The following is a 25,596-nucleotide window of genomic DNA, read 5'->3' on the forward strand; positions in this document are numbered from 1 at the left end:
GTATTTAAATTAACAAATTAGCGTAGACTTGTACTTGTTCCTGCTCCTCCTGTTGAAGTTGCTGAACTATCAGCAGGAGTTGCCGCTTCGGCTGGCACATATTTCATCGCTTTCGCTTTCAAGTTCTCTGGCACTTTCGCAAGATACTCAGGGTAAGTTTGAAGGAAAGTTGCTTGCTCAGCACACCACTTCTTATAAGACGCTTCGTCCTCAACTATCAATCGCATTTTCATTGAAAAGTGTCCTTGTCCACAAACCTCAGTACATGCAATTTCGTAATCAAAATTTGCATTACCAGTTTCAGCACGCATGTCAGCAGTTGTTTTATCTGCAACGAACCAGAACTTGGTCGGCATACCCGGAACGGCATCCATTTTCACACGCATGTGAGGAATAAATACACTATGCAAAACGTCCCTTGCACGTATTTTTAGCAATACAGGACGGTTTACCGGGATGTGCATTTCACTTGGATTGGTAAAATCATCAAAAGAATTCTCGTCAGAAAGATCTATACCAACCTCATTTTGAGAATCTATCAATTTGTAATTATAATCTCCCAATTTATTATCGCTCATCCCCGCATAACGCGCGATCCAGTTGAATTGCTTTCCTGTAATCTCGATAACCTCAGCATCTCTCGGTGCATCAGATGTTATGTCAGACCATGCTTTCCAGCCGGTGAATACCAAAAGTGCCATAACAATAGCTGGAACAATAGTCCAGATAAGTTCAAGCCTGTGGTTATCAGGGTAGAATGATGCACGGTGGTTTTTCTTGTGCTGATATTTCCACGCAAAAAAGAAGATCAGGAAGTTAACGATGATAAACGGTATTGTTAAAATACCCATTGAGAACCAGAATAGGTCGTCAGTTCTTCTACCGTGAATCGAAGATGCCTCAGGCAGGAAGAATTCGCGGGCGTGCAGATAGGACCAGGTAATTGAAATCGCTCCAAGAATCAGGATCACGATAAACATGGCACCATTCCACTTATTCCCCGATGGCTCCGCATCTGGCGAATCGGTTCTGTTTACATTTTTAAGAACATTCTGAAGTCTGGATATCACAACGCCTGTGAGAACCAGAAAAACAAGAGCAATTAATGCGATAATAATATTCATGATAATTAACTGGGTTTTGCAATTAGGCGATATCGTGATGCAATGATTCCTCCAACATTGGATGATTCCTTGGTATCAAATTCGCCTTTTCTAACTGACTTGCAATTGAATAACCAAACGCACAAATAAACAAGAGGAAAAATCCCCATTCCAACGGACCGAACCCTGCACTTGATCCGAGTGTACCCGGCATTATATTGGTATAAAAATCCATATAATGACCAATGATCACACTCCAGCAAGCCACTTTGAGAATTGAATGTGTATACTTCGCATCCCGTGTCATTAAAACAAGGAATGGAAAGAAGAAATTCAGGAACAGAGTAATAAAGAATGGCGCTTTGAAAAATCCGTCATGTCCTCTAAAACGCTCCAGGAAATAAATCGTCTCTTCTGGTAAATTGGCATAGTAGATCAAAAGAAATTGCGCAAACCATACATATGTCCAGAAGATGCTGAATGCAAATACAAACTTACCTAAGTCACGAAGGTGGCTCGAATTAACCGCTCTTAAATATCCACGCTCCCTCAACATCACAATGGTCAATGTGATCACCGCCAAACCAGCCACGTGCCAGCTAGCTAATGTATACCAACCGAACATTGTGCTGAACCAGTGCGTGTCAATTGACATGACAAAATCCCATGCGGAAGTTGATGAGGTAACACCAAAAACGACCAGAAACGCAGTTCCAAAACGAATAGACTTTTCATAGAACTCCGTGCCGCCGATTTCATCTTCTTTCAAAGACAGATTACGGATCACACGCCACATTCCGTACCAAACAACAAAGTAAAATACAAGTCTGAAAACAAAGAATGGTGTATTTAGAAATCCTCTTTTTCCAGCAATAATAGGATCATATTCCGGTCCGCCTACTTCGTAAAGACCTTCGTGCGTCCAGTGAAATAAATCATGTCCACCGAAGAAAAACGTTAACAACATTACTACTCCTGTAATTGGCAAGAATGCTGGAAGCGCTTCCGGAACTCGTTTAAATACAGCTGACCATCCTGCCTGAGCGAGATAATTGTAAGAAATAAAGAACATTCCGACAACTGCCATTCCCGTGAAGTAAACGCCGTTTACCCAAAGGTTCGCCCAGATACGTGTAACCCAGTTTGCTTCATGATGTCCCGTTGCTGCTGCGGCTTCGTGTCCGGCAGCGCCGTGTTCTGCTGCACCATGTCCTACTGCGGCAGCCGCTTCTGCGCCATGTGCAGCCGCTTCGTGTCCGCCGCCACCATTAGCCGCCAGATAAGCGCCTAATATGATCAGCGCAATGCCTACGCCGCCACCTATGATCAAATTTCTTTTAGCCCCCGATGTAAATTCAAACCGTTCTTCAATAGAAGGAATCGAATGTGCTGATGCCATTATTTATTTTATTTCTCTGTTATCAAAAAGTAATTAAGCTCCCTTCTGCAATTTCTGTACATAATGTACAATCTTCCAGCGCTCCTCAGGATTGATTTGAGATCCGTGTGGCCACATACGTGCTTTTCCATGTGTAATGACGTGGAAAATGTGACCTTCATTCAGATTTTTATAAGCGTCGCTCGCATAATTTGGAACCCCTTTATACATCGCTGCAACTTTCCCGTCTCCGGCTCCTGTTGCGCCATGGCAGTGCTGGCAATATCTGTCGTAAAGCACTTTACCTTCTGCCAAAGTATTTTCATTCAATGGAATAGGGTTTTTCAATACACGCTCCGAGATTGAAATACTGTCAGCCGGAATGTTGTAAACCATCAAATCAGTACTCGCAGAATCTGCATCACCGAATGATGTCTGATAGTTACGTCGTGCAACTGTTCCTGCAACCGGTAATCTCATTGTCAGACCCATTGGATTAATAGGGTTCGCTTTTTCCTGTTTGTATGGTTCATAGCCAACAGGCAGATACATATTTGGTGCATACTCTTTACCAGGATCATTAGGATCCCTCGTGCAACCAGCCGCAGCAGTAAGGATTACAGCAGCAACTAACAGATATTTATATAAATCTTTGAATTTCATTTTCTCAAACTCCATTAAAATTGCTTAATGTTGACTTCTTCTGCTCCGCTGTCTTTCAATGCTCTTGAAATTTCATCTTCTGACATTGAATTTCTCCCCAGATCAATCGCCATTACAAACTTGTTATCTGTTGAGCGCAAATCAAATCTTGGATGAAAGTGAGCACCGGGTCCCAGGCCATTTGAAATGAAAAATGTTGTTACCATTCCAAAAGCTGTAAACAACACAGTAAGCTCAAATGTGATCGGAATATAGTTGGGAATCGAAATCGGATCCTTACCACCGACGATCATCGGCCAGTCAATTCCCATTGTCCAGATCATCAATGTTAACGCAACGCAGCATCCTGTTACACCAAACATGAATGCGGCAATCCCGATCCTTGTTCTTGGGTGGCCTAATGCTTCGTCCAGTCCGTGAATCGGAAATGGAGAATAGACCTCTTTTATTTTTACTCCTGCTTTTCTAAGCTTTGGCACTGCGTGAAGTACAGTATCGTCATCGTCGTAAACTCCGACCAAATATTTACCAGATAATTCTGCCATATCAATACTTATATTAAAATACCTGTCAGTCTAATTATTCTTTGTCCTTATCAAAAGCCGGTTCAGCTGTACCGCGCTGTCTTACCTTTGCCACACCAGCAATTTTGGTTGGCAGATTAGCAGAAGTAGAACGGATCACTGCCTTTACTTCCGCCATATTTATCACTGGCAAATACTTCGAGAATAAAAGGAATAAGGTAAAGAACAATCCGAATGAGAAAATGTAATCACCAATGTCATAGCGCGTTGGCGAGAACATGGCCCAGCTTGAAGGGATATAATCACGGTGCAGCGAAGTAACAATGATCACGAAACGCTCGAACCACATCCCAATGTTTACAACTACTGAAATGAAGAATGTAAATGTGATGCTTCTGCGCAGTTTTCTCGACCAGAAAAGTTGTGGAGAAATTACGTTACAGGTCATCATCGCCCAGTATGCCCACCAGTAAGGTCCGGTCATACGGTTGAAGAATGCATAATATTCATATTCAACACCTGAGTACCAAGCAATAAAGAACTCGGTAATGTATGCCACACCAACCACAGAACCGGTCAATGTGATAACCTTGTTCATTGTTTCAATGTGCTCTAGTGTAATGTAGTCTTCTAATTTGTAAACAACCCTTGTGATAAGCATCAGGTTTTGAACCATTGCAAATCCTGAGAAGATTGCACCCGCAACGAAGTAAGGAGGGAAAATGGTAGTATGCCATCCCGGAATCACCGACGTTGCAAAGTCCATACTTACAATGGTGTGAACCGAAAGTACAAGTGGTGTAGACAGACCTGCAAGGATTAAGCTGATATACTCATAACGAGCCCAGGTTTTTGCTGATCCATCCCAGCCCATTGCAAATGTTCCGTACATCAGACGAGAAACTTTGCTAGTTGCACGGTCACGGATCGTAGCAAGGTCTGGAATCAGACCAATGTACCAGAAAACCAATGAAACTGAGAAATATGTACTGATCGCAAATACGTCCCAAACAAGCGGTGAGTTGAAGTTAACCCAAAGAGATCCGAATGCGTTTGGAAGCGGAAGCGCCCAATATGCCATCCAGGGACGGCCCATGTGCATTAAAATAAATGATGCTGCGCAGAGAACCGCAAAAATAGTCATCGCTTCTGCTGCACGGTTGATTGATGTTCTCCATTTCTGACGGAACAAAAGCAAGATCGCCGAGATCAGGGTTCCGGCGTGACCGATACCAACCCACCAAACGAAGTTTGTGATATCCCATGCCCAGCCAACTGTCTTGTTAAGACCCCATACGCCAAGCCCTTCCCACCAAGTCCATGCAAGACAAACCGATCCATAAGCCAGAACAATCAGAGAAAGCCCAAAAGCAATTTTCCATTCTTTTGTCGGTGGCCCTTCCACATGCCGGCATATGTCTTCCGTTACGTCTGCGTACGTTTTCCCACCTTGGATCAGTGGTTCTCTTACAGGTGAAGTAACATGCATACTACTATTATTTATAATGATTTAATCTTCTTTTAAACTCTATTTTCAATTAAGCGTGTTCCTTTTTTTCAGGAGCTTTCGCAGCAGCATCTTTGTTACGAATCTTGGTCAAATAAGAGATCTGAGGACGAACGTTAATCTCTTCCAGCATGTGGAATGCGCGGCCTTCCTTCTCTACTTCAAGCAATTTCGAAATTCTGCTTTCAGGATCGTTCATATCTCCAAAAGTGATCGCATTGGTTGGGCAAGATGAAGCACAAGCCACATTAACCTCTCCGTCTACAATGCGTCTTCTTTCTTTCTTAGCAGTCAATTTTGCATCCTGAATTCTATGAACACACATTGAGCACTTCTCGATAACTCCCCTTGAACGTACCGTTACGTCTGGGTTGATCACCATTTTACCTAAATCATTATTGAAGTGGTAATCAAAGTTATCGTTATCGAAATATTTGAACCAGTTGAAACGACGTACTTTATAGGGGCAGTTGTTTGCACAATATCTAGTACCGACGCAACGGTTGTAAGTCATTTGGTTAAGCCCTTCTGAACTGTGCGTAGTTGCTAAAACAGGACAAACCGTTTCGCAAGGTGCATTGTTACAGTGCTGGCAAAGCATCGGTTGGAATGTAACTTCCGGATTTTCAGAAGCGATTTCCAATCCTCTCAAATCTTCAACATCCGCGTCACTGCTGTAATAGCGGTCAATCCGCAGCCAGTGCATTTCACGCGCGTTGATTACTTCCTGACGTCCTACAACGGGAATGTTGTTTTCAGCCTGGCAGCTCACTACGCAAGAACCACAGCCAAAGCATGTGTTCAGGTCAATGACCATTCCCCATGAATGGTTTTTATATTTATGTCCATTCCAAAGAGACAGATCAGTCGCATCTACTACGCCATCTGATGTCGGGATTTTCGGAGCAAACCGGCCCGCCATTGGATCTTTCTGGAAATGAGCCAAAACAGTCTCTTGTAGAACTGACTTACGGTTCATCACCGTATTGTGCGTCTGAGTCTGGGCTATTTCTCTTGTATCGCCTGTTTTTGAAACAGTTACTTCACCCGGAGCGAATGTCAGATAGCCATCTGCAAACGCTGCCAAAGGATAAACATTCTTTCCAACTCCATTTGCCGACTTCCCAGCCTTTTCGCGGCCAAAGCCAATTGCAATCGCAACTGTACCATTAGCCAGACCTGGCTGAATGATCACCGGCACCTCTACCGCTTTACCTTTGATATCCACTTTCACGACATCTCCCTGTGCAAGGCTAAGGTCTGCAGCTGTCTTCTGAGAAACACATGCGTGGTTATCCCAGCATGCTTTGGTGATCGGCTCAGGCAATTCCTGAAGCCATGGATTATTCGCTGCAAATCCGTTACCGAGACCAACATTTTCGAACAATGTAAGTTCTATCCCAGACGAAGAAGCTTTGTATTTTTTAGCAATTCCTGCTGCTGCTGCACTTAGATTTCCCGAGAATGTTGCTCCCGAAGCCATCAGAGTTGCAGGCGCGTCATACACACCGTCATGGAGGGATTTGATCCAGAATTTCTCAAAATCTCCCGTTCCACCTTGTGTGTAAACATTCTTTCTCCAATATGCCTTAATATATTCGTGATAATCAGATGCCAATCCTGCCCATTTCAATAAGCTAACCTGAGCCTGGCGTGTGCTGAAAATCATGCTGATCGCAGGCTGTGCAAGGCTGTAAGATCCTGCAACCGGCTCTGCATCATTCCAGGATTCCAGGTAATGTGGGGCTGGACAAATGTATTTCAATAATGATGACGTTTCGTCTGCGCGGTCATTGAAGGAAACGCTCAGGGAAACCTGTGGTAAAGCCGCTGCCAATTCTGCTCCGCGAGGGTGATCGTAAACTGGGTTAGCACCGAATAAAATCAATGCTGCCACTTTTCCGCCCTTCACTTCGTCAACCAGAGTGTTCATAGCCACATCATTACCCTGGCGGTAATTAGCAGGCTTATCCAGATTAATAGTCGTTCCGTAACTTCCAAGCAAACTGTTCAAAGCATTAACGACCACCTGAACAGATGCGTCATTGATGCCACTCACAACCAGCGCCTGTCCTTTTGCAGCTACTAAATCTGCCGCTGCTTTGTCAAGGTTAGGAACTTCGATGGCAGCCGTTGAGATAGGAGATCCGCCTAATTTGGCTGCTACTTTGTTGTAAAGAGCAGCTGCAACCAAGCCAAGTTGTGACGGCTTAACTGCTGTACGGTAATCTGCGTTTGATCCGGTTACCGAAAGAATGGCTTCAAACTGATAATGCCGCGACATTTCTTTCTTGCCTTCCTTGCCGCTGCTAACTCTGCGTGTATCTGCAAACTGAGCAGAGAATGTATCAGGTGAAACCCAGGTTCCAAGGAAATCTGCGTCAATACCAACGATAACCTTTGCTTTGCTGAAATCGTAAGATGGGAAAACTGCTTTACCAAACGAAAGCTCATTCCCTTTTAAAATCGCGGAAGACGAATTCGCATCGTACATCACGTGCGAAGTCGTAGGATATTTTGTTGTGAAATCAGCGATAACAGATTTCGTCGAAGGGCTCAGGATTGTAGATGAAAGAATTCTGATCGCTCCGCCTTGTGCTGCTATTTTGGTCAGTTGGTCAGAAATTTCCTTGTCAACCGCATCCCAGCTAATTTTTGTATCTGATCCCTTTTTTGGGCCTTTTAATTTTTCGTTATCATATAATCCCAAAAGCGAAGCATGAGCGCGGGCGCTAACACCGAAAGACGTTTTGGAAAGTGAATTGCTTTCAATCTTAACAGGACGGCCTTCGCGGGTCTTAACCAGAATGCTCGCATAATCGCCACCTTCAGCGTAAGTAGATGCGTACCAGTTTGCTATGGTTGGGAATTCTCCCTCGGGCTTATTAACGTACGGTATTGCTTTCTTTACAGGCGCTTCGCAAGCTGCCAGTGATACCGCAGCCATTCCAAAACCCAGCACTTTCAAAAAATCTCGGCGGTGGGTTCCGGCTCCATCTACCAAACTTTCGTATTGGTTTTCGGTCGGACCGTCGGAAAACTCTGAACGTGCGTCTTTTACAAATTTTTCGTCGTTCCGCAGCTCTTCAAGTCCCCGCCAGTATCTTTTATTAGTATTTTCCATAAAACTATTCAATACAAATGAGTTGTATCAGGTATTATTTTTTGATTAATAGTGGCATTTAGAACATTCCAACCCACCTATATCAGCAACTTTCAATGCTTCTTTGCTTTCGCCAGCGTGCAGCTGTACCAACTTGTCGTAGTACTTATTATCTTTTGTATTAACCTCCGTTTTACGGTGACAGTCAATACACCATCCCATTGTCAGGGATGAGCGTTGCTGGATCACTTCCATTTTCTCAACTTCGCCGTGGCAATTCTGGCATTCAAGTCCGCCCACGTTAACGTGTTGGGCGTGATTGAAATAAGCCAGATCAGGAAGGTTATGCACCCTTACCCATTCAATAGGCTGGTTGTTTTCAATAGAAGTATAAATTTTCTGAATTTCAGGAGATTCCTTTTTGATGACGCCGTGGCAGTTCATACAAATGTTAGCAGAAGGAATGTGCGCTGATTTACCACGGTTAACACCAGTGTGGCAATAGTTACAGTCGATCTTGTATTCTCCAGCATGTAATTTGTGAGAGAAAGAAATCGGTTGTTTGGGCGCATAACCCTGCTGCACACCTACACTATACGCGCCATCCAATGTTGCTTTCAAAACGAGCAAAACAAAGATCCAGATTGTAGCAGAACGAATGGCAGGATCAGAAGCGATTCTTTTCAATGAGTTACCTAAGCGACCCATAAAATCTTGTTTTTCCACTGCTGTTCCCGGTTCACCGCTCACCGCTTTTGAAAGCAATGATACAATCACTAAAAGAACACCAAGCACCAGAAGCATTACAACCACCAGCGCCACAAGCACAATGACAAACAAATCTGACGGGCCACCGCCTTGTGCAGAAGAAGCTCCGGCAGCAGCACCACCGGCAGCAGGTGCTCCGGCAGCAGCAGGAGCGGCTGTTCCAGCCTGATCCACGTAAGCAAAGATTCCTTTTATATCATCATCTGATAAATTAGGAAAGCTTGTCATCTGTGCTTTTGAGTACTCATTGTAAATTTTAACGGCATAAGGATCGCCGGAAGCGATGACCGCCTGGGAATTACGAACCCACTTGGCAAGCCAGGCAAAATCATGACGACCGCTGGCTCCTTTAAGACCTGGACCAACAACGCGCTCGTCTGTAACAGCATGGCACTGCGCGCAATTGTTTTTAAATAACGTTTCGCCCTTGGCGGCATCACCTCCACCAGCAGGCGCTGCTCCGGCGGCAGCTCCACCAGCTGCTGCGGTGCTATCTTGTGCATATATTAAGCTAGGAACACTTAATAAAATAGCAAGAGCAAAACTGGCTATTAAAGTTTTTGAGTAACTAAAGAAGGAACAAAACTTAGCGTCCTTTCGGAATGGTATATTCATAATCAACTATTCATTATTCTTCAACAGACAAAACTAGTTCACGATTTTTTATCCACAAAAGTATTTAAGGGATATTTTGGGTGCCATTCTTATTTATAATTCGTCTAATTTATAGTTCGTACCCGAAATTCACATTCAATAAAACTTACCTTGATTATCAAATACTTACGCACAAAAAATGCCATTTGGAAGCCGTCATTTTGACTTTAACCAAATGGCATTTTTTAAGTATTTTATTGTGCTTCGCCTTACGCTTTTTACACAACAATCAGAAGAGGTTCCGAGCGGATTCGAACCGCTGTACGAGGTTTTGCAGACCTCTGCCTAGCCACTCGGCCACGGAACCAATTTGGATTAGCTGCTGCTCTCGCTGGCAGCTAATCCGGGTGCAAAAGTATCAAAAAAATTCGCTACTCCGCACTATTGTTTACTTTTTTCCTTTCTTTTCGCTTTCTTCCATTTGTTCTTTCAATGCTGAAAGAACGCTCAGGTCTCCGAAAGTTGATTTCTCACCTTCTTTCGTCGAGTCCGAAGCAGGAGCGCTTTTCGCAGGAGCAGATGAAGGTGCCTTCGCAGGACGATCTTCTTTCTTCTCCTCAGCAGCAGGAGCTGCTTTCGTAACTTTCGAATGCGTAAGAACGATTTTCTTTTCGTCTTTCAGGAATTCAAGAACAGTGAAGTCAAGGCTTTCACCTACTTCTGCCACTGTACCATCTTCTTTCGTCAGGTTTTTGATAGCCGAAACGCCTTCGATTCCGTAAGGAAGTTCAAGTGTTGCGAATTTATCACCTTTTGCAACGATCGTAGATTTATGAACAGAACCCACTTCAAAGATGCTTTCGAAAGTATCCCATGGGTTTTCTTCAAGTTGTTTGTGGCCAAGAGCCAGACGACGGTTGTCCGCATCCAATTCAAGAACAACAACTTCAAGCTCATCATTTACTTTCACGAAATCAGAAGGATGTTTGATTTTCTTAGTCCATGAAAGGTCAGAAACGTGTACAAGACCGTCGATTCCTTCTTCAAGTTCGATGAACAAACCGAAGTTAGTAAGGTTACGAACAACTCCTTTGTGACGTGTTCCGATTGCATATTTGTCTTTCAACGAAGCCTGAGTCCAAGGATCTTCAGTCAATTGCTTAATACCAAGAGACATTTTACGCTCGTTACGATCCAGTGTCAAAACTACTGCACTGATTTCGTCATTTACGTTCATGAATTCCTGTGGATTGCGCAGGTGCTGAGACCATGACATTTCAGAAACGTGGATCAAACCTTCAACACCTGGTTTGATTTCAAGGAATGCGCCGTAATCAGCAACATTAACAATACGTCCTGTAACTTTCGATCCAACCTGCATTTCTTCTGCAAGAGAATCCCATGGGTGAGACTGAAGTTGTTTCAAGCCAAGAGAAATACGTTTTTTCTCTTCGTCAAAATCCAAAACAACCACGTTCAATTTCTGATCCAACGCAAGCAGGTCAGATGGGTGGTTGATACGGCCCCATGAGATATCCGTAATGTGAAGAAGACCATCTACACCACCAAGGTCAATGAACACACCGAAGTTTGTCATGTTCTTGATAACGCCTTCCAGAACCTGACCTTTTTCAAGGTTGTTCAAGATTTGCTGACGTTGTGCTTCAAGATCTTTTTCGATCAATATTTTGTGAGATACAACTACGTTATCATTTGCGTAGTTAATCTTAACAACTTTAACCTCCATACGCTTTCCAACAAAAATGTCGAAATCGCGGATTGGCTTAACATCGATTTGTGAACCTGGCAAGAAAGCCTCGATGCCGAATATATCAACAATAAGACCACCCTTGGTTCTTCTTTTCACGTTAGCATCGATAACCACATCCTCGTCAAACGATTTCTGAATGTTATCCCATGCTGTAATAACTTTTGCTTTTTTGCGTGAAAGAACAAGCTGACCCTGAGCGTCTTCCTGGTTTTCTACGTAAACTTCCACTTCGTCGCCAATTTTCATTCCTGGCAAATCGCGGAATTCATTTGAAGAAACGATACCATCAGATTTGAAGCCGATGTTAAGGATAACTTCACGGTCTGTAATACCTACTACAATACCTTTTACTACTTCTTTTTCCTGAACGGGAGAAATGGTAGTCTCATACATTTGTTCGAAACGATCGCGGTCAGCAGTTGAATAACCCGTACCGAAACCTTTGTCTGCTGCTTTATCCCAATCGAAATCAGGAAGAGGTTGATGTTGATTTTCCTTAGACATAAATAGGAATTATTGCTCTGTGTACATCAGCTTCCGAGCTAAATAGCTGAAAATTAGTTAAACAAGTATTTTTGGAAAAATAGAGCGCAAAAGTACGCATTATTCAAAATAAAATCCCTAGTACCAAAGGATTTTTTTGAATTAAGGAGAAGATGGAGCGAAATAAAGCTTTTAAAGTGAAATCCAGGCTATAAATTAATATGATCTTTCCTTAACACCCAGATAAGGAAGCCATTCATCATCCGCTAAACCGGAAAAGTCACGGATAAACATGAGGAATGAAGGGCGGAACGGACGCTGGCGAAGTGGCATGCCCACTTCCTCTGGTGTATGGTCCCCTTTTCTTGAATTGCAGCGCTTGCAGGCAGTGGCAAGATTGTCCCAGGTTGTCTTGCCGCCGCGCGATTTTGGGATAACGTGATCGAGTGTAAGATTATCGTGTGTCCCGCAATATTGACATCTGTTGCTATCCCGCTTAAAAAGGTTTTGCCTTGTCATGACGACGCCTTTGTACGGAATATGAATGTAACGGTTGAGGCGGATGACAACGGGCATGGGAAACTGATCGTTGACAGTCCGGAGATAATGTCTTGGAGATTCGGCCAGCATTTCGGCCTTGTTCATGTAGACTAATAAAAACGCCTTTGGAACGGTGCAAACACTTAACGCACTATAATCTTGATTAAGAACCAGTACTTTACCCATGAGCCCTAGAGGTATTTAATTCCGACAATATAGGAAATTTTACCTAAAAAAACGCGCTGGGAAATTCAATTATTGTGAAAAATTACCGACAGAACGTGCCCTATATCACCGGTTTAGCTCTTTTTGTACAATGGGTAAATGTCAGAAGTTGATCCGGTCCGTTTCGCGTTTCACATCCCGTTCTTTAATCGAATCGCGTTTGTCGTAAAGTTTTTTACCTTTTGCCAGCGCAATGTGCAGTTTTGCAAATCCCCGTTCACTCGTAAATAACCTTACAGGAATAATCGTCAGTCCTTGATCTTTAAGGTTTTCAGTCAATTTTTTCCTTTCCCGTTTTGTAATGAGCAATTTGCGATCGCGCATGGGATCGTGATTGAAATGTGTGCCCTCTGTGTAAGGAGAAATGTGTAAGCTTCTGATATACAGCTCTCCATCCATAAACAAACAATATGCATCCTGAAAGTTGACTTTGCCCTGGCGGATTGATTTGATTTCAGTTCCGGTCAATGCCATTCCAGCTGTAAACTCCTCAATGAAAAAGTATTCGAATGAGGCTTTACGGTTTTTAATATCTACTTTTTTAACTATTTTTTCAGACATATTGATTCTCAAATTCAAAAGGGGCTCAAAATTAAGCTTTTGTTAAAACTATACCAATTAATGAAAATGCACACGCGTATGAGCCCTTTAAAGTTTACCTTGTTGATTTCGTGCGGTCTATTTTCTTTCACGAACGCTTTTAGCCAAGCATATGATCCTGAAATAATGCGGACTGTCAAGTCCCTTTTCGATGGTATGCGTGCAGGAGATTCAACGAAAGTCCGAAATGCCTTTGCATTAGGCGCCGTTATGATGTCAGTCCCGAAAGATCCGACAGATTCTCTTGCTGTTAAGAAGAGTTCGATTGATGGATTTGTCAAAGCAGTAGGCACACCGCATCCTGATAGATGGGATGAGCAGATATATAATGTCGACATTTCCTGTGACTTACCGATGGCGATAGTTTGGGCTCCCTACAAATTCTATTTAGGAGATAAGTTTTCACATTGCGGCGTCAATGTCTTCACATTAATCAGAATGAGCAATGGTTGGAAAATTACTTCCGTTACAGATACACGCAGAAAAGAGGGCTGCCTGGCATCTGCAAACTAGAACTTCACCATCTGCTTCCAGGTGCCTTTAATGCGGTTATACTTAATGGTGCTGGGAAGTGCTTTCCACCAGTATTTATTCAATTCAACTGCAAAGGAAGGCTGCATATAGCAGTTAATCGCGCAGCTTTCGCAAGCGGGAAGTTTCCCTTCGAGTGCTACAAGTTTCTGAACTTCGTCTGAATGATAGAGATCATAAAGATTTCCTTCAATCTCAAAATCTTTCAGACCTAAATGATAGCAGGGCAGAACGAGTTTATTTTCAGGAGAAATGACAATGGTTGTGCTGGCAGCTTTGCACACCGGATCGTCGACGTGGTTTCCGCCATCAAGCCGCAGTTGTACAAAAGCGTCATTGAGGTAAATATTCTTCTGTTTTCCCCACCATGTCAGCGCATTCAATGTTTCTTTGGAAAGATTAGAGCCGACATTATTATATTCAAAAACAGGGTTCAAAATAAGAATCAGATCATTAGGCAAACAAACCTCTTCCCACAATTGCCTGATTTTATCAACATTATCCTCGAAAACAGTGAAAATGATATCCGGACGCTCGCCTAATGATTTGGCAATGGCAATGGATTCCATGACCTTATCAAAGCACTTTACATTTCGCGATTTATCATGCTCATCACGATCCGGAGAGTCCAGCGAGAAATGGAGCATGTCGATGAGCCCACGGAGTTTTTCGGCTTGCTTAGGATAAAGCAGACCATTACTTGTCACAGTTGTGATCATGCCGTGGTCCTTAGCCTCTTTTAAAAGCACATCCAGCTGCCTGTGGAGCAATGGTTCGCCGCCGGTAAAGTCGATGACCTTAACGCCGAGTTTTTTTAAATCCCTTAAATTCTCTCTTAAATTCTCAACCGTAATGTAGGGCGAAGGCTTTTCCCAAATGTCGCAGAAACTACATGATGCATTGCAGCGATAAGTCACATAGTAATTGCAAAGGACCGGATGGGAAATCAAACGCATATCAACGAAGCATGGTAAGCAGGCTGGTTAATTTATCTTTCAGGTCTTTGCGGTCAACAATGAAATCCAGGAATCCGTGTTCAAGCACGAATTCAGCGCTTTGAAACCCCTTAGGTAAATCTTTACCAATGGTTTCACGAATTACGCGTGGCCCTGCAAAGCCAATTAATGCTTCCGGTTCCGAGATATTAAAGTCTCCCAACATTGCGTACGAAGCCGTAACACCGCCCGTTGTAGGATCCGTCAAAAGTGATATATATGGAATTTTTGCTTCCGATAATTGTGCCAAACGCGCCGAAGTTTTGGCCATTTGCATCAATGAAAACCCAGCTTCCATCATCCGCGCTCCACCTGATTTTGAGATCATGAGGAACGGATGCTTGTGCTCCAATGCATAACTGATCGCCCGCGCAATTTTCTCTCCCACAACCGAGCCCATGGACCCTCCGATGAAATTGAAATCCATACAAGCAATCACAATGTCCAGCTCATTCATCTTGCCATGACCTGTTCTAACAGCATCCTTCAAACCGGTTTTCTGCATTGTGGACTTAATGCGGTCCGGGTAAGCTTTTGTATCAACAAAATGAAGCGGGTCACCTGACGTCAGATTTTCGTCGAGCTCTATAAATTCATTATCGTCGAATAACAGGTTGAAATAAACATCAGAACCTACCTTTTCGTGATAATTGCAGTGCGGGCAAGTGAAAGCATTCTGCTTATGTTCTCTGGTAGGCGTAATTTTTTTACAATTAGAACACTGGTACCATAAACCGTCAGGAGCTTCACGCTTCATCTCGGTGGGTGTATTAATACCTTTCTCTTTACGAATAAACCAGGACATACTATTACGTGAGTTAATTCTAAAAATCTGAATATCAGATTTTTAACTGCTTTTCATGATGAATGTTGGGCTCAAAGATAGCAATAAATGTCTTGCATAGTAAAACGAACTGCACTGCAACATTGCATTGATCAGCAGTTTACTGCCCTATCTTGAACAATTTTGTCCTTAATTTGTTACTAAATCAGCCCATTATGGGCAGACTTACCGGAGCCATCCGCCTATTTACTTTACTTTCATGACAACAACTTCTTCTCCAATCGTGATCATTGTCGGCACCAACAGGCCTAATTCAATGTCGCGAAAAATAGCCGACTATTACCAGGAAATCTTTAATAAGCTTAATGTTCCCAGTACAATCCTTGATCTGATCAACCTGCCGCACGATTTCACCGTATCTGCGATGTACGAAAATTCGGGAAAGAACTCAGATTTCAATAATCTCAAATCCCTGCTGGAACAAACAGACAAATTCATCTTCATCGTTCCGGAGTATAATGGTTCATATCCGGGTGTTCTCAAAGCATTTATTGACGGACTTCCCTATCCCAACAGCTTTACCAATAAAAAGGCTGCATTGGTTGGCTTATCTTCCAATATGCAGGGTGCTGCATTAGCATTAAGCCATTTAAACGATGTGTTCAGTTACCTGGGAATGAACACATTGGCACTAAGGGTGAAGTTGGGGCAAATCCGTTCGCATTACCATGATCATGTGATATCCAATGCTTTATACAAAGAGCTTCTGGAACTTCAAGCCGGGCAAATGATTCATTTTTAAAGCAGAAAAGGGAGCAAATGCTCCCTTTTCCGTCTTCAATTATTTCAACCAATGTTGCTCCATTTCAGTCGCTGGAACGGCCGGGCGCTTCCAGAGCTCTACGCGGCTCCTGCGGAACGCCGGACCTTCGAGATCCCCGAACTTAATCAGACCGTCTTTGAAAGTTGCGATCATTACATCCAGCTTTCCTATTTCCTCATTGTCCCAATCATTATTGCCTTCAATGTCCGTCATGGGCAGTTGAGCAAATCCGCTTGGGATAATTTCGTTGTCAATAACCAGGTCAATGGGGCCGGTTGGTGTGCTTTCTTCCAGTTCCCTGGTCACAATCACCTCTGCCTTATATTCCGGCGCTATAATCTCTTCAATAACAGGTTTAACCTCAGGTGTTTTAGATTTGATTCCATTTCTGAGCTCAATACCAGGGATAGGGGATTCAATGCTGTCAAATCCTGCTGCAACAATCGTCACGCGTAATTTGTCGCCCAACGAATCGTCCGTAATGGTTCCCAGCTTGAACATCCGCGCTTCCCCTCCCACTTGTGAAAGCACATAACGCCAGATTTCGCGCTGCTCCTTCATGGTCGCTTCCTTTTTCTTGCTCGTAGCCAACGTTACCAGGATGCGTTTTGCACCGCGGATATCCCTGTCATTCAAAAGCGGCGAATCCAGCGCTTCTTTGATAGCCATGGACGCACGATCAGCTCCGGTTGCTTCAGAGGTTCCCATTACCGACTGACCAGCATTTTTAAGGACCTTCTCAACATCTTTAAAATCCGTGTTGATATTTCCGTTTGTCGTGATGATCTCAGAAATACTTTTTACAGCATTGAGAAGAATTCCGTCGGCCTCTGCAAAAGCCTGCGTCAGCGTCATGTCTTCGTAAAGCTCTTCCAGCTTATCATTCAAAACCACCAGCACCGTGTCGCTGAACTCTTTTAATTGTTCAATCCCTTCGAGCGCCTGTTCTTTTTTGTCAAGTCCTTCCCAGGTGTAGGGCGCCGTTACTACCGCAACTGTAAGCTTGCCCATTTCCTTTGCAAGCTGTGCGATCACCGGCGCAGCGCCAGTTCCTGTTCCACCACCCATACCCGCCGTGATAAACACCATCTGGGTTGATCCGCCGAGCAGGTTTTTAATTTCTTCAATGGTTTCCAACGCAGCTTCTTTGCCTTTGGTCGCATCCGTACCCGCTCCTAAGCCTTGCGTTAATGTTGCGCCAAGCTGGATCTTCACCGGCACAGGGCTGTTTGCAAGCGCCTGGCGGTCGGTATTACACACTGCGAATTCCACATCTTTGATTTTTCTTTCAAACATGTAGTTTACCGCATTGCTTCCTCCTCCCCCAACACCAATCACCTTGATAATGGCTGGCTCTGCCTGGTGTTCGCCGGTGGGCTGGTCTTTGATTATTTCGTTCACAATGTAGTCCTGGTCTAGAGATTGCAACAAGCTTTTATTCATATTTTCAGAGATTGAATGCGTTTATGCTTTGTTTTCAATAGTCACTCAGACCATCATCTTTTTTACGGATAATGCTATTGAAGCTATCCCAAAAAGTCCCGTTTTTCTTGCCTGGCTCTTCCTTCGGGGGAATTTCTTTTACTTTTTCACGCTGTACTACGGTTCCTGTATTAAAAGAAGTCGTAGGCTTACAAACGGATTTTACGCGTGGATCAATGTTGCGAAGTCCCGCCCAGGCCAGACCAATCGCTGTGCTGTACGAAGAATTGCTGACCGCATCTGCTTTTGCTGTTCTTTCCAAGTTTTCAGGATATCCAACCCGGACTGACATATTGGTAACTTTCTCAAAAAGCTTTTCAATTTCGTCAATGTTCGCAGAGCCGCCGGTGAGCACTATTCCACCGATAAGCTTATCCAGATATCCAGATTTGATAATTTCTGCATAAACCATCGCTGCGATTTCCTTCAATCGCTCTTCAATGATCAATGCTACATTTTTCTTTAAAACCTGCTTAGGAGCGCGTCCGGCAAGGAAATTAACGAGGATTTCAATGTTAAGCGGGACATCAGCGGAAATGGCAACTCCGTATTCTTGCTTTAATCTTTCTGCATTCTCCACCTGAATGCCGCAACCCGTTGCCAGGTCATTGGTAATGTGCCTGCCGCCAATCGGAAAAGTAGCAATGTGGCGTACAATGCTGTCGTGATATATAACAAGGTCCGTTGTATGGTCCCCGATGTCGACCAGCGCGATGCCGGCTTTTGTTTCATTTTCAGTTAGAACCGCGAGACTGGTGGCCAGCGGCGCAAAAACCATCTTATCGCATTTCAAATTATGGTCTGCATCCGCCAAACTCTTTTTCGTACGCAGAACAGATTGACTGTTTGCCGATATAATCAGGAAGTTACCACCCAGTTTAATGCCTGTCCTGCCCACCGGCTCACGCACATTCATAGAATTGTCAACGACAAATTCCATGGGTAAGACATGCAAAACGTCGTAATTAGGCTCAATTTTAGCCCTGTACATATCGTCAACAAGCTGATCAACATCTCTTTGCGTAACTTCCTCACCGGAGGAAGCCGAAGGCCGGATCACGCCATCATTGTGCTGACTTACCTTTACCTGCGTGCCGCCAAAGCTTACATTCACCACAGCAATGTCCAGGTCCGAGCGGGAAGATGCTTCGGCGAGGGCTTCACGAACTGCGGTTCCAACTTGTTTTATATTTTCAACAGCTCCGTTTACAACTGCGCCCTTCGGAACAGGAACTTCGCTAAAACCTAAAATCTCAATATTGTTTTGACGGGATCCCGATGCGGCTCCCTGTGCAGCAACCACGGTAATTTTCGTGCTCCCAATATCTACGCCTACTACAATTTTTTCGTGTGCCATGCTGATGGTGAATTATTATTCACAAACTATTTGATTCTGAAACTTAATACTAATTTTTTTATACCTGCTCCAGTCCTGGCTCAATATCTTGTTATAGAACATTTTGAGCTTATTGAATTTGGATTCGTAATTTTCCGCTGCCCCAAACTCAATGCGCTGATCACCCAGAACGGTCATCATATGGATTTCACCATCTTTGTCAGCGTCCAGTTGTGCTATCTGTGCTTTCCAAAACGGATCTGCATTTAAAAAGCGCAAAAGCTCCATCAATGAAGCCCCTTTGGTTGTTTTTAATTTTTCAGGATCATTGAAAAAAGAGCCGGAAACGAGTAATGTCCTTGCCGAGTAGCTATCTGATAACGGAAAAAAAACGCCTTCATCACTGATATAGTAACCAGATGAATTGCGCATTTCGCCATTTTCAGAAGTGTTGATCCATCTCGCCAGCGGCCGTTCCTGCTCCACTTCTACCACCACATTTCCCTTCAAGTCACGATAAACCTGACACTTCCTGATCAGTTTGTTCCTGCGTACCCGATGCTCCAGATCGTTCAGTGCAACGTCGCTTAACCTGCTGCCTAACAACGGATCTGCACCGTTTTCTGTTACCAGCATCCGTACATCCATCTGATTAAGGAACCTTGTTCCCGAATCTCCTTCAATGGATATCACAAGATTTGTACAACGCTGATTACCAAGCTTATTTTCTGCCATGCCTATCCCGGCTATTGGCAAAATGAGCCACAAACTACGTTTTAACAAAAGCCATGGATAGTCAAATTTACGTAACATCTTAGTAATATTAAAAATGCTTTGACTAATTATTCACAATTGGATTTTTCAGCAAGTTCCTGATCGGTTCTACCAATGTATCAATGTCTCCGGCCCCTATTGTCACCACAATATCCGTATTTAAATCAGCTAAAACGCTCAAAACTTTATCTTTAGTAATAAGTTGTTTCTCCTTTGCAGTGATCTTTTCCATCAGCATTCCTGAATTCACTCCCTCAATCGGCAATTCTCTCGCAGGATAAATTTCCAGCAGAAGAAGCCGGTCTGCCAGCGAAAGGCTTTCCGCAAATCCATCGGCAAAATCGCGTGTTCGGGTGAACAGGTGCGGCTGGAAAATGGCCGTCACGTGCCTTCCCGGATACAAGCCTTTTACAGACGAAAGAAATGCTTCAATTTCCGTCGGATGATGTGCGTAATCATCAATGTAGACATGACTTTCCTCTTCAACCTGATATTCAAAGCGGCGTTTTACGCCACCGTAATTTTCTAGTGCTTCTTTGATTTTGTCCGGATCTACACCCAAATACAAAGCCACTGCGCTGGCTGCAATGGAATTTTCAATGTTATGGTAACCCGGGATCTTCATCGCAATCCCTTCAATTGTGCCGTCAGGATGGATCAGGTCGAAAACAAAACGGGCGTTTTCAATGTGAATATTTGCAGAATGATAATCTCCTGAATTGAGCGAATAGGTCAGCACTTTTGCTTTTGTTGATGAAGCCAGCTCCAATCCTTCCCGCATAAAAAGTACACCATCGTCGTCAATCTGGCTTACATAATCCCGGAACGATTCAAGCACATTTTCATGCTTTCCATAAATGTCCAAATGATCCGCGTCGGTGGAAGTAACAATGGCGATTTCAGGAAATAATGTTAAAAATGACCGGTCAAATTCGTCAGCTTCAACTACGCAAAAAACTTCTTCCAGATTATCTGTTTGCTCATTCAGCAGTAGATTCGTCCCGTAATTTTGTGTGATCCCGCCCAGAAAAGCAGTGCTGTTCACCTTCGCATGACGCAATATGTGCGCGACCAGCGAGGAAGTTGTTGTTTTTCCGTGCGTCCCGGCAACGCCGATTGTTCTTAAATTTTTGGTTAACAATCCTAAAACCTGTGAACGTTTCAAAATCAGGAAGTTATTATCCCGGAAATATATCATTTGCTTGTGCTGCACCGGAACTGCCGGCGTATAAATCACAAGCGTTTCATCAGGATTTTCAGCGAATTCGGCTGGAATCGTGCCGATTTCGTCTTCAAGCGTTATGGTAATGCCTTCGTCTTGCAGCTTTTGGACTAATGTTGTCAATGTCTTGTCATAACCGGCCACATTAAACCCATTGGCCTTGAACCAACGTGCCAATGCGCTCATGCCTATCCCGCCGATGCCAACAAAATATATGTATTTCCAATTTGTCATAGATGATGACATAAGATCTATTCCTGAGGTTATTTACTTAATTAATTTAAAAACTTCCGCTGCAATGTCGTCGGCAGCATTGGGCCGGGCCAACTTTCGGATGTTCAGCTTCAACTCGTCCTGTTTTACAATGTCCTTTAATAGTTGAAGTGCCTGAGGAACAAGCTCTTCCATGGTTTTTGAATCTTTGATCATTAATGCCGCATTCTGTTCCACTAAGGTCAATGCATTCTTAGTCTGATGATCCTCAGCCGCTGCGGGAAATGGCACAAGAATGGATGGTTTAGCCGCCAGACATAGCTCCGAAACAGACAATGCGCCTGCTCTTGAAACGACCACATCAGCAACCGCATAAGCAAGATCCATCGTATAGATGAAGTCGAAGGCTTTTATTTTATCTGTTCCAAGCTCTGCAATCGTATGCTTGGCCGTATCAATGTAACTTCTTCCTGTCTGCCATAACACCTGGTAACCAGCTTCCAATAACTGGGGCAAACCTGCATTAATGCTTTCATTGATCGACCTGGCACCAAGGCTTCCGCCCATGACAAACAATGTCTTATGCGCACCATTCAGGCCAAATTCAACCAATGCTTCCTTATTTCTCGCCGAAACATCCACAATGTCGCTCCTTACCGGATTCCCCAGCAGCGCGATTTTCTCTGCGGGAAAAAAGGCCTCCATTCCCGGGTAAGCCACGCAGATTTTCTTTGCTTTTTTACTTAAAAACTTATTGGTAATGCCTGCGTAGGAATTTTGCTCCTGAATTAATGTCGGTATGCCCGCCAGCGACGCCATCATTAGCAAAGGACCACTCGCAAAGCCGCCCACTCCTACTGCAACATCGGGTTTAAAATCCTGAATAATGCGCTTTGCTTTGGACAGGCTGTTTAAAAGTTTGAACGGAACCAGCAGATTATCCAGAGACAAGGATCTTTTCAGACCTGCAATGGGCAAACCAATAATCTCGTAACCTGCACGCGGCACTTTTTCCATTTCCATTTTCCCCAAAGCACCCACAAAAAGCACTTCGAGATCCGGATCCTTCTTTTGTAACGCATTGGCTATCGCAATGGCCGGATAAATGTGCCCGCCCGTGCCGCCGCCGCTGATAATGACCTTTTTTGACATTTTATATCTTTTTCTCTTCCACTGTTTCCCCGCGGCTCACGCTCAGGATCATGCCCATAGCGATGCCGGTGAAGAGTAAAGATGTTCCTCCCTGACTAAAAAACGGTAATGTTTGCCCCGTAACCGGCACAAGCCCGACTGTAACAGCCATAGCCGAAAATGCCTGGCTGACGACGATGAATGTAAGTCCTGCGGAAAGCAGCCCGCCAAACGGGCGTTTTGTTGCTTCAATGGCTTTTAAGCCGCGGTATAAAAGAATGAGATAAAGAATGATCAGAATGGTGCCGCCTAATGTCCCGTATTCTTCCACAGCGACGGCAAAAATAAAGTCTTTTTGAGGTTCCGGCAGGAAGCGACGCTGACGGCTTTTCGCAACGCCTTCTCCGTACAATCCGCCGCGGGCCATCGCCATGTAAGATTGCTGGGATTGGTATACCACAACATCTTTGTCAAAAAACGCAGAAATCCGGTTTTGTGCGGTTCCGGAACGTTGTGTTGAATTAAGCAAAATGGCAATGGTTGCGAAGAAAACGAGCCCTAATGCTGTGAAAAACAGATAATGCAGCGGGACTTTGCCTACAAACATTAAAAGAAAGCAAATGCCCGCCAACATCACGGCCGTCGAAACATTACTTGTGAAAATCAGCCCGCAAACGATCCCTACCAGTGCCAGCGGCTCCGTAAAAAGCTCCCGCGTGTTCCAGCCACCTTTAATGTGCCTGGCCAGGATCAATGATAAATGCGCAATCAAAGCCACTTTCGCCCATTCCGAAGGCTGGAAACGCTGGCCTATGACCGGTATTTCGATCCATCGGGCCGCATCATTTACCGAGGTTCCAAAGAACATCGTGAAAATCAGAAGCAATATTGAACTCCAAACGGCGAGCCGGGTAACGTAAACGAATTTTATATAGGGAATGCGATGGACAAAATACATGACCATCAGCGACAGAAAGCACAACAGGACGTGTTTATAAAGATAATATTCGGTGTTCCCGTCCATCTGGCTGTATGCATCCTTTACACTTGCGCTGTACACCACCACAATGCTCCACAACAGCATGACAATGCAAATCCCCCAGATCCAGGGATCGCCTTTCAGATTTTTGCTGAACCATGCCTGCGTGTCTTCTCTTGATTTGAGCAAGAAATCCATAATGGTAACCGGTGATGCTTATTAGTTATTATGAATGGTAAGATTTCTGACGGCAGATTTAAATTTCTCACCCCGGTCCTCGTAATTTTTGAACAAATCAAAACTTGCACAGGCAGGTGAAAGAAGTACGATATCCCCAGAAACACTCCATTCCTGCGCTTTATTTACCGCATCCTGGACATCCTGGGTTATGTATATTTGAGGAGTAATTCCGGAAAAGTAGCTTTCCAACTTTTCGGAATCTTTACTAAGAACTACCAAACCCTTCACTTTATTACGTACAAGTGTCTCTATCTGGCTATAATCGTTCCCTTTGTCAACGCCGCCTGCGATCAGAACGATTGGATGCAGGAAACTGCCTAATGCATAAAATACAGAGTCAACATTGGTTGCTTTGGAATCATTAATGTAAGTCACACCATCAATAACTTCCACTAATTCAAGCCTGTGCGGCGCGTTGGTAAAGGATTTTAAGCCCCCCGAAATCTTCTCGGAACTGATGCCGACCAGCTGCGCAACTGCTATTGCAGACATTGCATTGATTGCATTATGCGGGCCTTTAATAGGCAATTCTTCAAATGTTTCTTCAAATGAGCTTCCTGCAACATTTGAAATCAATTTCCCTTCTTGCAGATAAGCGCCTTGTGTGGGCTTATTTTCAAGCGATATTTTTATTTGATGAGAATCAATGTTGCGTTTGGAAAGCTCAGCCATGATCACTTCGCTGTCTTCAAAGTAGATCAGATGATCCTCCGCTGTCTGATTTTGGATGATGTTGAATTTTGAATTGATATAATTCTGAAAATCATAACCATATCGATCCAAATGATCGGGCGTAATGTTGAGCAAAACAGCAATTTGCGGATGGAAAAGCTCGATATTATCTAACTGAAAACTGCTGATTTCCAGCACATAATAATCAAAGTCCTTTTCAGCAACCTGCCACGCAAAACTATCGCCAATGTTCCCCGCGAGGCCAACACTGAATCCTGCATTTTTCAGAAGATGATATGTGAGCAACGTTGTAGTGGTCTTGCCGTTGCTGCCGGTGATGGCAATGATCTTAGCAGTAGTGTAACGGGAAGCAAATTCGATTTCTGAAATAACGGGAATTCCTTTCTCCTTCAATGCAACGATCAGCGCGACCGTATCCGGAATGCCGGGGCTTTTGATAATGAGGTCACTTTCTAAAACCCTTGATTCTGAATGCATTCCTTGTTCGAACGGGATATTTTCTCGGTTCAGGACGTCAATGTATTTTTGGTTCAATTGGCCACGATCGGATAAAAACACGTCAAAACCTTTTGATTTGGCGAGGATTGCAGCGCCGGTGCCACTTTCTCCCCCACCCAAAATAACGACCTTTTTTTGCACAAGACTTCTTTTAAACGTTGAACAAACACCATTGAACACGAAGGTAAATCTTTTCCAGAAAAAGTTTTGCCTATTGAACTAATAACTCAATAAAAAACGAGGCACATCAAATGCACCTCGTTCTGCTGTTTTTTGTGTAAAAATCCTTACTCTTTTTTCACAAGTGATTCTGAAATCCTAAGTCGGTTGGCGAGTTTCACGATCATAAAAATCACCCATGCAATGATGATAAACTGGATTAAAACCTGGATAAAATTACCGTATTTAACGGCAACTTCTGGCGTATCGCCCACGGCTTCTTTCAGCACTATTTTCAGCTGGGTAAAATCCACTCCGCCGATGATCAAACCTAAAATCGGGTTGATAATGTCTTCGACCAGCGAGGTTGTTATCTTTCCAAAAGAAGCACCAATGACCACACCGACGGCCAGATCGAGAACATTTCCCTTCGCAATAAAAATCTTAAACTCTTGAAGCATAACAAGTTGAGGTTAG

General features: G+C 43.8%; 22 protein-coding genes and 1 tRNA gene. 2 read left to right on the forward strand and 21 right to left on the reverse strand.

Going from position 1 to position 25,596, the window contains the following annotated elements:
• Positions 1–17: 17 nt before the first annotated feature.
• The 11 genes from L0659_RS19515 to smpB form a co-directional block, all read right to left on the reverse strand.
• Positions 18–1,124 carry a cytochrome c oxidase subunit II gene (locus L0659_RS19515; RefSeq protein WP_235128273.1) on the reverse strand — a complete coding sequence of 369 codons (1,107 nt, stop codon included), beginning with the start codon at positions 1,122–1,124 and terminating at the stop codon, positions 18–20.
• A 22-nt stretch (positions 1,125–1,146) separates the two neighbouring features.
• Positions 1,147–2,502: a quinol:cytochrome C oxidoreductase gene (locus L0659_RS19520; RefSeq protein WP_235128274.1), complete on the reverse strand. Its 1,356-nt coding sequence runs from the start codon at positions 2,500–2,502 to the stop codon at positions 1,147–1,149.
• Between the two features lie 33 nt (positions 2,503–2,535).
• The gene (locus tag L0659_RS19525; protein ID WP_235128275.1) at positions 2,536–3,159 is read right to left on the reverse strand and encodes a cytochrome c; all 624 of its coding nucleotides are present in this window, start codon (positions 3,157–3,159) and stop codon (positions 2,536–2,538) included.
• A complete protein-coding gene (locus tag L0659_RS19530; protein WP_235128276.1) occupies positions 3,159–3,689 on the reverse strand; it encodes a DUF3341 domain-containing protein in 531 nt (176 codons plus the stop codon). The genes L0659_RS19525 and L0659_RS19530 overlap by 1 nt, the downstream gene beginning before the upstream one ends.
• Positions 3,690–3,723: 34 nt before the next feature.
• The gene (nrfD, locus tag L0659_RS19535) at positions 3,724–5,157 is read right to left on the reverse strand and encodes an NrfD/PsrC family molybdoenzyme membrane anchor subunit (protein WP_234615148.1); all 1,434 of its coding nucleotides are present in this window, start codon (positions 5,155–5,157) and stop codon (positions 3,724–3,726) included.
• A 49-nt stretch (positions 5,158–5,206) separates the two neighbouring features.
• Complete coding sequence (locus tag L0659_RS19540; protein ID WP_235128277.1) at positions 5,207–8,299, reverse strand: TAT-variant-translocated molybdopterin oxidoreductase; 3,093 nt, start codon at positions 8,297–8,299, stop codon at positions 5,207–5,209.
• Between the two features lie 45 nt (positions 8,300–8,344).
• Positions 8,345–9,661, reverse strand: a complete 1,317-nt coding sequence (locus tag L0659_RS19545) for a c-type cytochrome (protein WP_235128278.1) — start codon at positions 9,659–9,661, stop codon at positions 8,345–8,347.
• 275 nt (positions 9,662–9,936) lie between these two features.
• Positions 9,937–10,007, reverse strand: a tRNA-Cys gene (locus L0659_RS19550).
• Positions 10,008–10,088: 81 nt separating this feature from the next.
• Entirely contained in the window at positions 10,089–11,915 is a 1,827-nt protein-coding gene (gene rpsA / locus L0659_RS19555) for a 30S ribosomal protein S1 (RefSeq protein ID WP_235128279.1), read from the reverse strand.
• 195 nt (positions 11,916–12,110) lie between these two features.
• Positions 12,111–12,620, reverse strand: a complete 510-nt coding sequence (locus L0659_RS19560) for an HNH endonuclease (protein ID WP_235128280.1) — start codon at positions 12,618–12,620, stop codon at positions 12,111–12,113.
• A 141-nt stretch (positions 12,621–12,761) separates the two neighbouring features.
• Positions 12,762–13,220, reverse strand: coding sequence for an SsrA-binding protein SmpB (smpB, locus tag L0659_RS19565; protein ID WP_235128281.1), 459 nt, complete (start codon positions 13,218–13,220; stop codon positions 12,762–12,764).
• A 165-nt stretch (positions 13,221–13,385) separates the two neighbouring features.
• On the opposite strand from smpB, the gene L0659_RS19570 reads away from it, so the two are divergent.
• Complete coding sequence (locus tag L0659_RS19570) at positions 13,386–13,772, forward strand: nuclear transport factor 2 family protein (RefSeq protein ID WP_235128282.1); 387 nt, start codon at positions 13,386–13,388, stop codon at positions 13,770–13,772.
• On the opposite strand, the gene L0659_RS19575 is transcribed toward L0659_RS19570, so the two are convergent.
• Entirely contained in the window at positions 13,769–14,746 is a 978-nt protein-coding gene (locus L0659_RS19575; protein WP_235128283.1) for a radical SAM protein, read from the reverse strand. The genes L0659_RS19570 and L0659_RS19575 overlap by 4 nt on opposite strands.
• 1 nt (position 14,747) lies before the next feature.
• Positions 14,748–15,590 carry an acetyl-CoA carboxylase, carboxyltransferase subunit beta gene (gene accD, locus L0659_RS19580; RefSeq protein WP_235128284.1) on the reverse strand — a complete coding sequence of 281 codons (843 nt, stop codon included), beginning with the start codon at positions 15,588–15,590 and terminating at the stop codon, positions 14,748–14,750.
• A 238-nt stretch (positions 15,591–15,828) separates the two neighbouring features.
• Between accD and L0659_RS19585 the strand changes: the two genes are divergently transcribed.
• Complete coding sequence (locus L0659_RS19585; protein ID WP_255727493.1) at positions 15,829–16,371, forward strand: NADPH-dependent FMN reductase; 543 nt, start codon at positions 15,829–15,831, stop codon at positions 16,369–16,371.
• A 39-nt stretch (positions 16,372–16,410) separates the two neighbouring features.
• Here L0659_RS19585 and ftsZ read toward each other — a convergent pair whose 3' ends face one another.
• The 8 genes from ftsZ to mscL form a co-directional block, all read right to left on the reverse strand.
• Positions 16,411–17,835, reverse strand: a complete 1,425-nt coding sequence (gene ftsZ, locus L0659_RS19590; RefSeq protein ID WP_235128285.1) for a cell division protein FtsZ — start codon at positions 17,833–17,835, stop codon at positions 16,411–16,413.
• Positions 17,836–17,869: 34 nt separating this feature from the next.
• The gene (ftsA, locus tag L0659_RS19595; protein WP_235128286.1) at positions 17,870–19,231 is read right to left on the reverse strand and encodes a cell division protein FtsA; all 1,362 of its coding nucleotides are present in this window, start codon (positions 19,229–19,231) and stop codon (positions 17,870–17,872) included.
• A 15-nt stretch (positions 19,232–19,246) separates the two neighbouring features.
• The gene (locus L0659_RS19600; protein ID WP_235128287.1) at positions 19,247–20,023 is read right to left on the reverse strand and encodes a cell division protein FtsQ/DivIB; all 777 of its coding nucleotides are present in this window, start codon (positions 20,021–20,023) and stop codon (positions 19,247–19,249) included.
• A gap of 25 nt (positions 20,024–20,048) precedes the next feature.
• On the reverse strand, positions 20,049–21,440 hold the full coding sequence (murC, locus tag L0659_RS19605) for a UDP-N-acetylmuramate--L-alanine ligase (RefSeq protein WP_235128288.1): 1,392 nt from the start codon (positions 21,438–21,440) through the stop codon (positions 20,049–20,051).
• A 33-nt stretch (positions 21,441–21,473) separates the two neighbouring features.
• On the reverse strand, positions 21,474–22,571 hold the full coding sequence (gene murG / locus L0659_RS19610) for an undecaprenyldiphospho-muramoylpentapeptide beta-N-acetylglucosaminyltransferase (RefSeq protein WP_235128289.1): 1,098 nt from the start codon (positions 22,569–22,571) through the stop codon (positions 21,474–21,476).
• A 1-nt stretch (position 22,572) separates the two neighbouring features.
• On the reverse strand, positions 22,573–23,727 hold the full coding sequence (locus L0659_RS19615; RefSeq protein WP_235128290.1) for an FtsW/RodA/SpoVE family cell cycle protein: 1,155 nt from the start codon (positions 23,725–23,727) through the stop codon (positions 22,573–22,575).
• Between the two features lie 21 nt (positions 23,728–23,748).
• The gene (gene murD, locus L0659_RS19620) at positions 23,749–25,101 is read right to left on the reverse strand and encodes a UDP-N-acetylmuramoyl-L-alanine--D-glutamate ligase (RefSeq protein ID WP_235128291.1); all 1,353 of its coding nucleotides are present in this window, start codon (positions 25,099–25,101) and stop codon (positions 23,749–23,751) included.
• A gap of 146 nt (positions 25,102–25,247) precedes the next feature.
• Entirely contained in the window at positions 25,248–25,580 is a 333-nt protein-coding gene (gene mscL, locus L0659_RS19625) for a large-conductance mechanosensitive channel protein MscL (RefSeq protein WP_233799024.1), read from the reverse strand.
• Positions 25,581–25,596: the final 16 nt, after the last annotated feature.

It is taken from the genome of Dyadobacter sp. CY347, assembly GCF_021502655.1.
GTDB lineage: Bacteria > Bacteroidota > Bacteroidia > Cytophagales > Spirosomataceae > Dyadobacter.

Excerpts from the sequence above, each read along its gene's own strand:
- L0659_RS19585 (WP_255727493.1), top strand. The coding sequence starts at position 15,829 with ATGACAACAACTTCTTCTCCAATCGTGATCATTGTCGGCACCAACAGG.
- murG (WP_235128289.1), bottom strand. The coding sequence starts at position 22,571 with ATGTCAAAAAAGGTCATTATCAGCGGCGGCGGCACGGGCGGGCACATT.
- L0659_RS19600 (WP_235128287.1), bottom strand. The coding sequence starts at position 20,023 with ATGTTACGTAAATTTGACTATCCATGGCTTTTGTTAAAACGTAGTTTG.
- L0659_RS19520 (WP_235128274.1), bottom strand. The coding sequence starts at position 2,502 with ATGGCATCAGCACATTCGATTCCTTCTATTGAAGAACGGTTTGAATTT.
- L0659_RS19525 (WP_235128275.1), bottom strand. The coding sequence starts at position 3,159 with ATGGAGTTTGAGAAAATGAAATTCAAAGATTTATATAAATATCTGTTA.
- L0659_RS19515 (WP_235128273.1), bottom strand. The coding sequence starts at position 1,124 with ATGAATATTATTATCGCATTAATTGCTCTTGTTTTTCTGGTTCTCACA.
- L0659_RS19545 (WP_235128278.1), bottom strand. The coding sequence starts at position 9,661 with ATGAATATACCATTCCGAAAGGACGCTAAGTTTTGTTCCTTCTTTAGT.
- accD (WP_235128284.1), bottom strand. The coding sequence starts at position 15,590 with ATGTCCTGGTTTATTCGTAAAGAGAAAGGTATTAATACACCCACCGAG.
- smpB (WP_235128281.1), bottom strand. The coding sequence starts at position 13,220 with ATGTCTGAAAAAATAGTTAAAAAAGTAGATATTAAAAACCGTAAAGCC.
- L0659_RS19530 (WP_235128276.1), bottom strand. The coding sequence starts at position 3,689 with ATGGCAGAATTATCTGGTAAATATTTGGTCGGAGTTTACGACGATGAC.
- nrfD (WP_234615148.1), bottom strand. The coding sequence starts at position 5,157 with ATGCATGTTACTTCACCTGTAAGAGAACCACTGATCCAAGGTGGGAAA.
- murC (WP_235128288.1), bottom strand. The coding sequence starts at position 21,440 with ATGACAAATTGGAAATACATATATTTTGTTGGCATCGGCGGGATAGGC.
- L0659_RS19615 (WP_235128290.1), bottom strand. The coding sequence starts at position 23,727 with ATGGATTTCTTGCTCAAATCAAGAGAAGACACGCAGGCATGGTTCAGC.
- ftsZ (WP_235128285.1), bottom strand. The coding sequence starts at position 17,835 with ATGAATAAAAGCTTGTTGCAATCTCTAGACCAGGACTACATTGTGAAC.
- ftsA (WP_235128286.1), bottom strand. The coding sequence starts at position 19,231 with ATGGCACACGAAAAAATTGTAGTAGGCGTAGATATTGGGAGCACGAAA.
- L0659_RS19540 (WP_235128277.1), bottom strand. The coding sequence starts at position 8,299 with ATGGAAAATACTAATAAAAGATACTGGCGGGGACTTGAAGAGCTGCGG.
- L0659_RS19570 (WP_235128282.1), top strand. The coding sequence starts at position 13,386 with ATGCGGACTGTCAAGTCCCTTTTCGATGGTATGCGTGCAGGAGATTCA.
- rpsA (WP_235128279.1), bottom strand. The coding sequence starts at position 11,915 with ATGTCTAAGGAAAATCAACATCAACCTCTTCCTGATTTCGATTGGGAT.
- mscL (WP_233799024.1), bottom strand. The coding sequence starts at position 25,580 with ATGCTTCAAGAGTTTAAGATTTTTATTGCGAAGGGAAATGTTCTCGAT.
- L0659_RS19560 (WP_235128280.1), bottom strand. The coding sequence starts at position 12,620 with ATGGGTAAAGTACTGGTTCTTAATCAAGATTATAGTGCGTTAAGTGTT.
- L0659_RS19575 (WP_235128283.1), bottom strand. The coding sequence starts at position 14,746 with ATGCGTTTGATTTCCCATCCGGTCCTTTGCAATTACTATGTGACTTAT.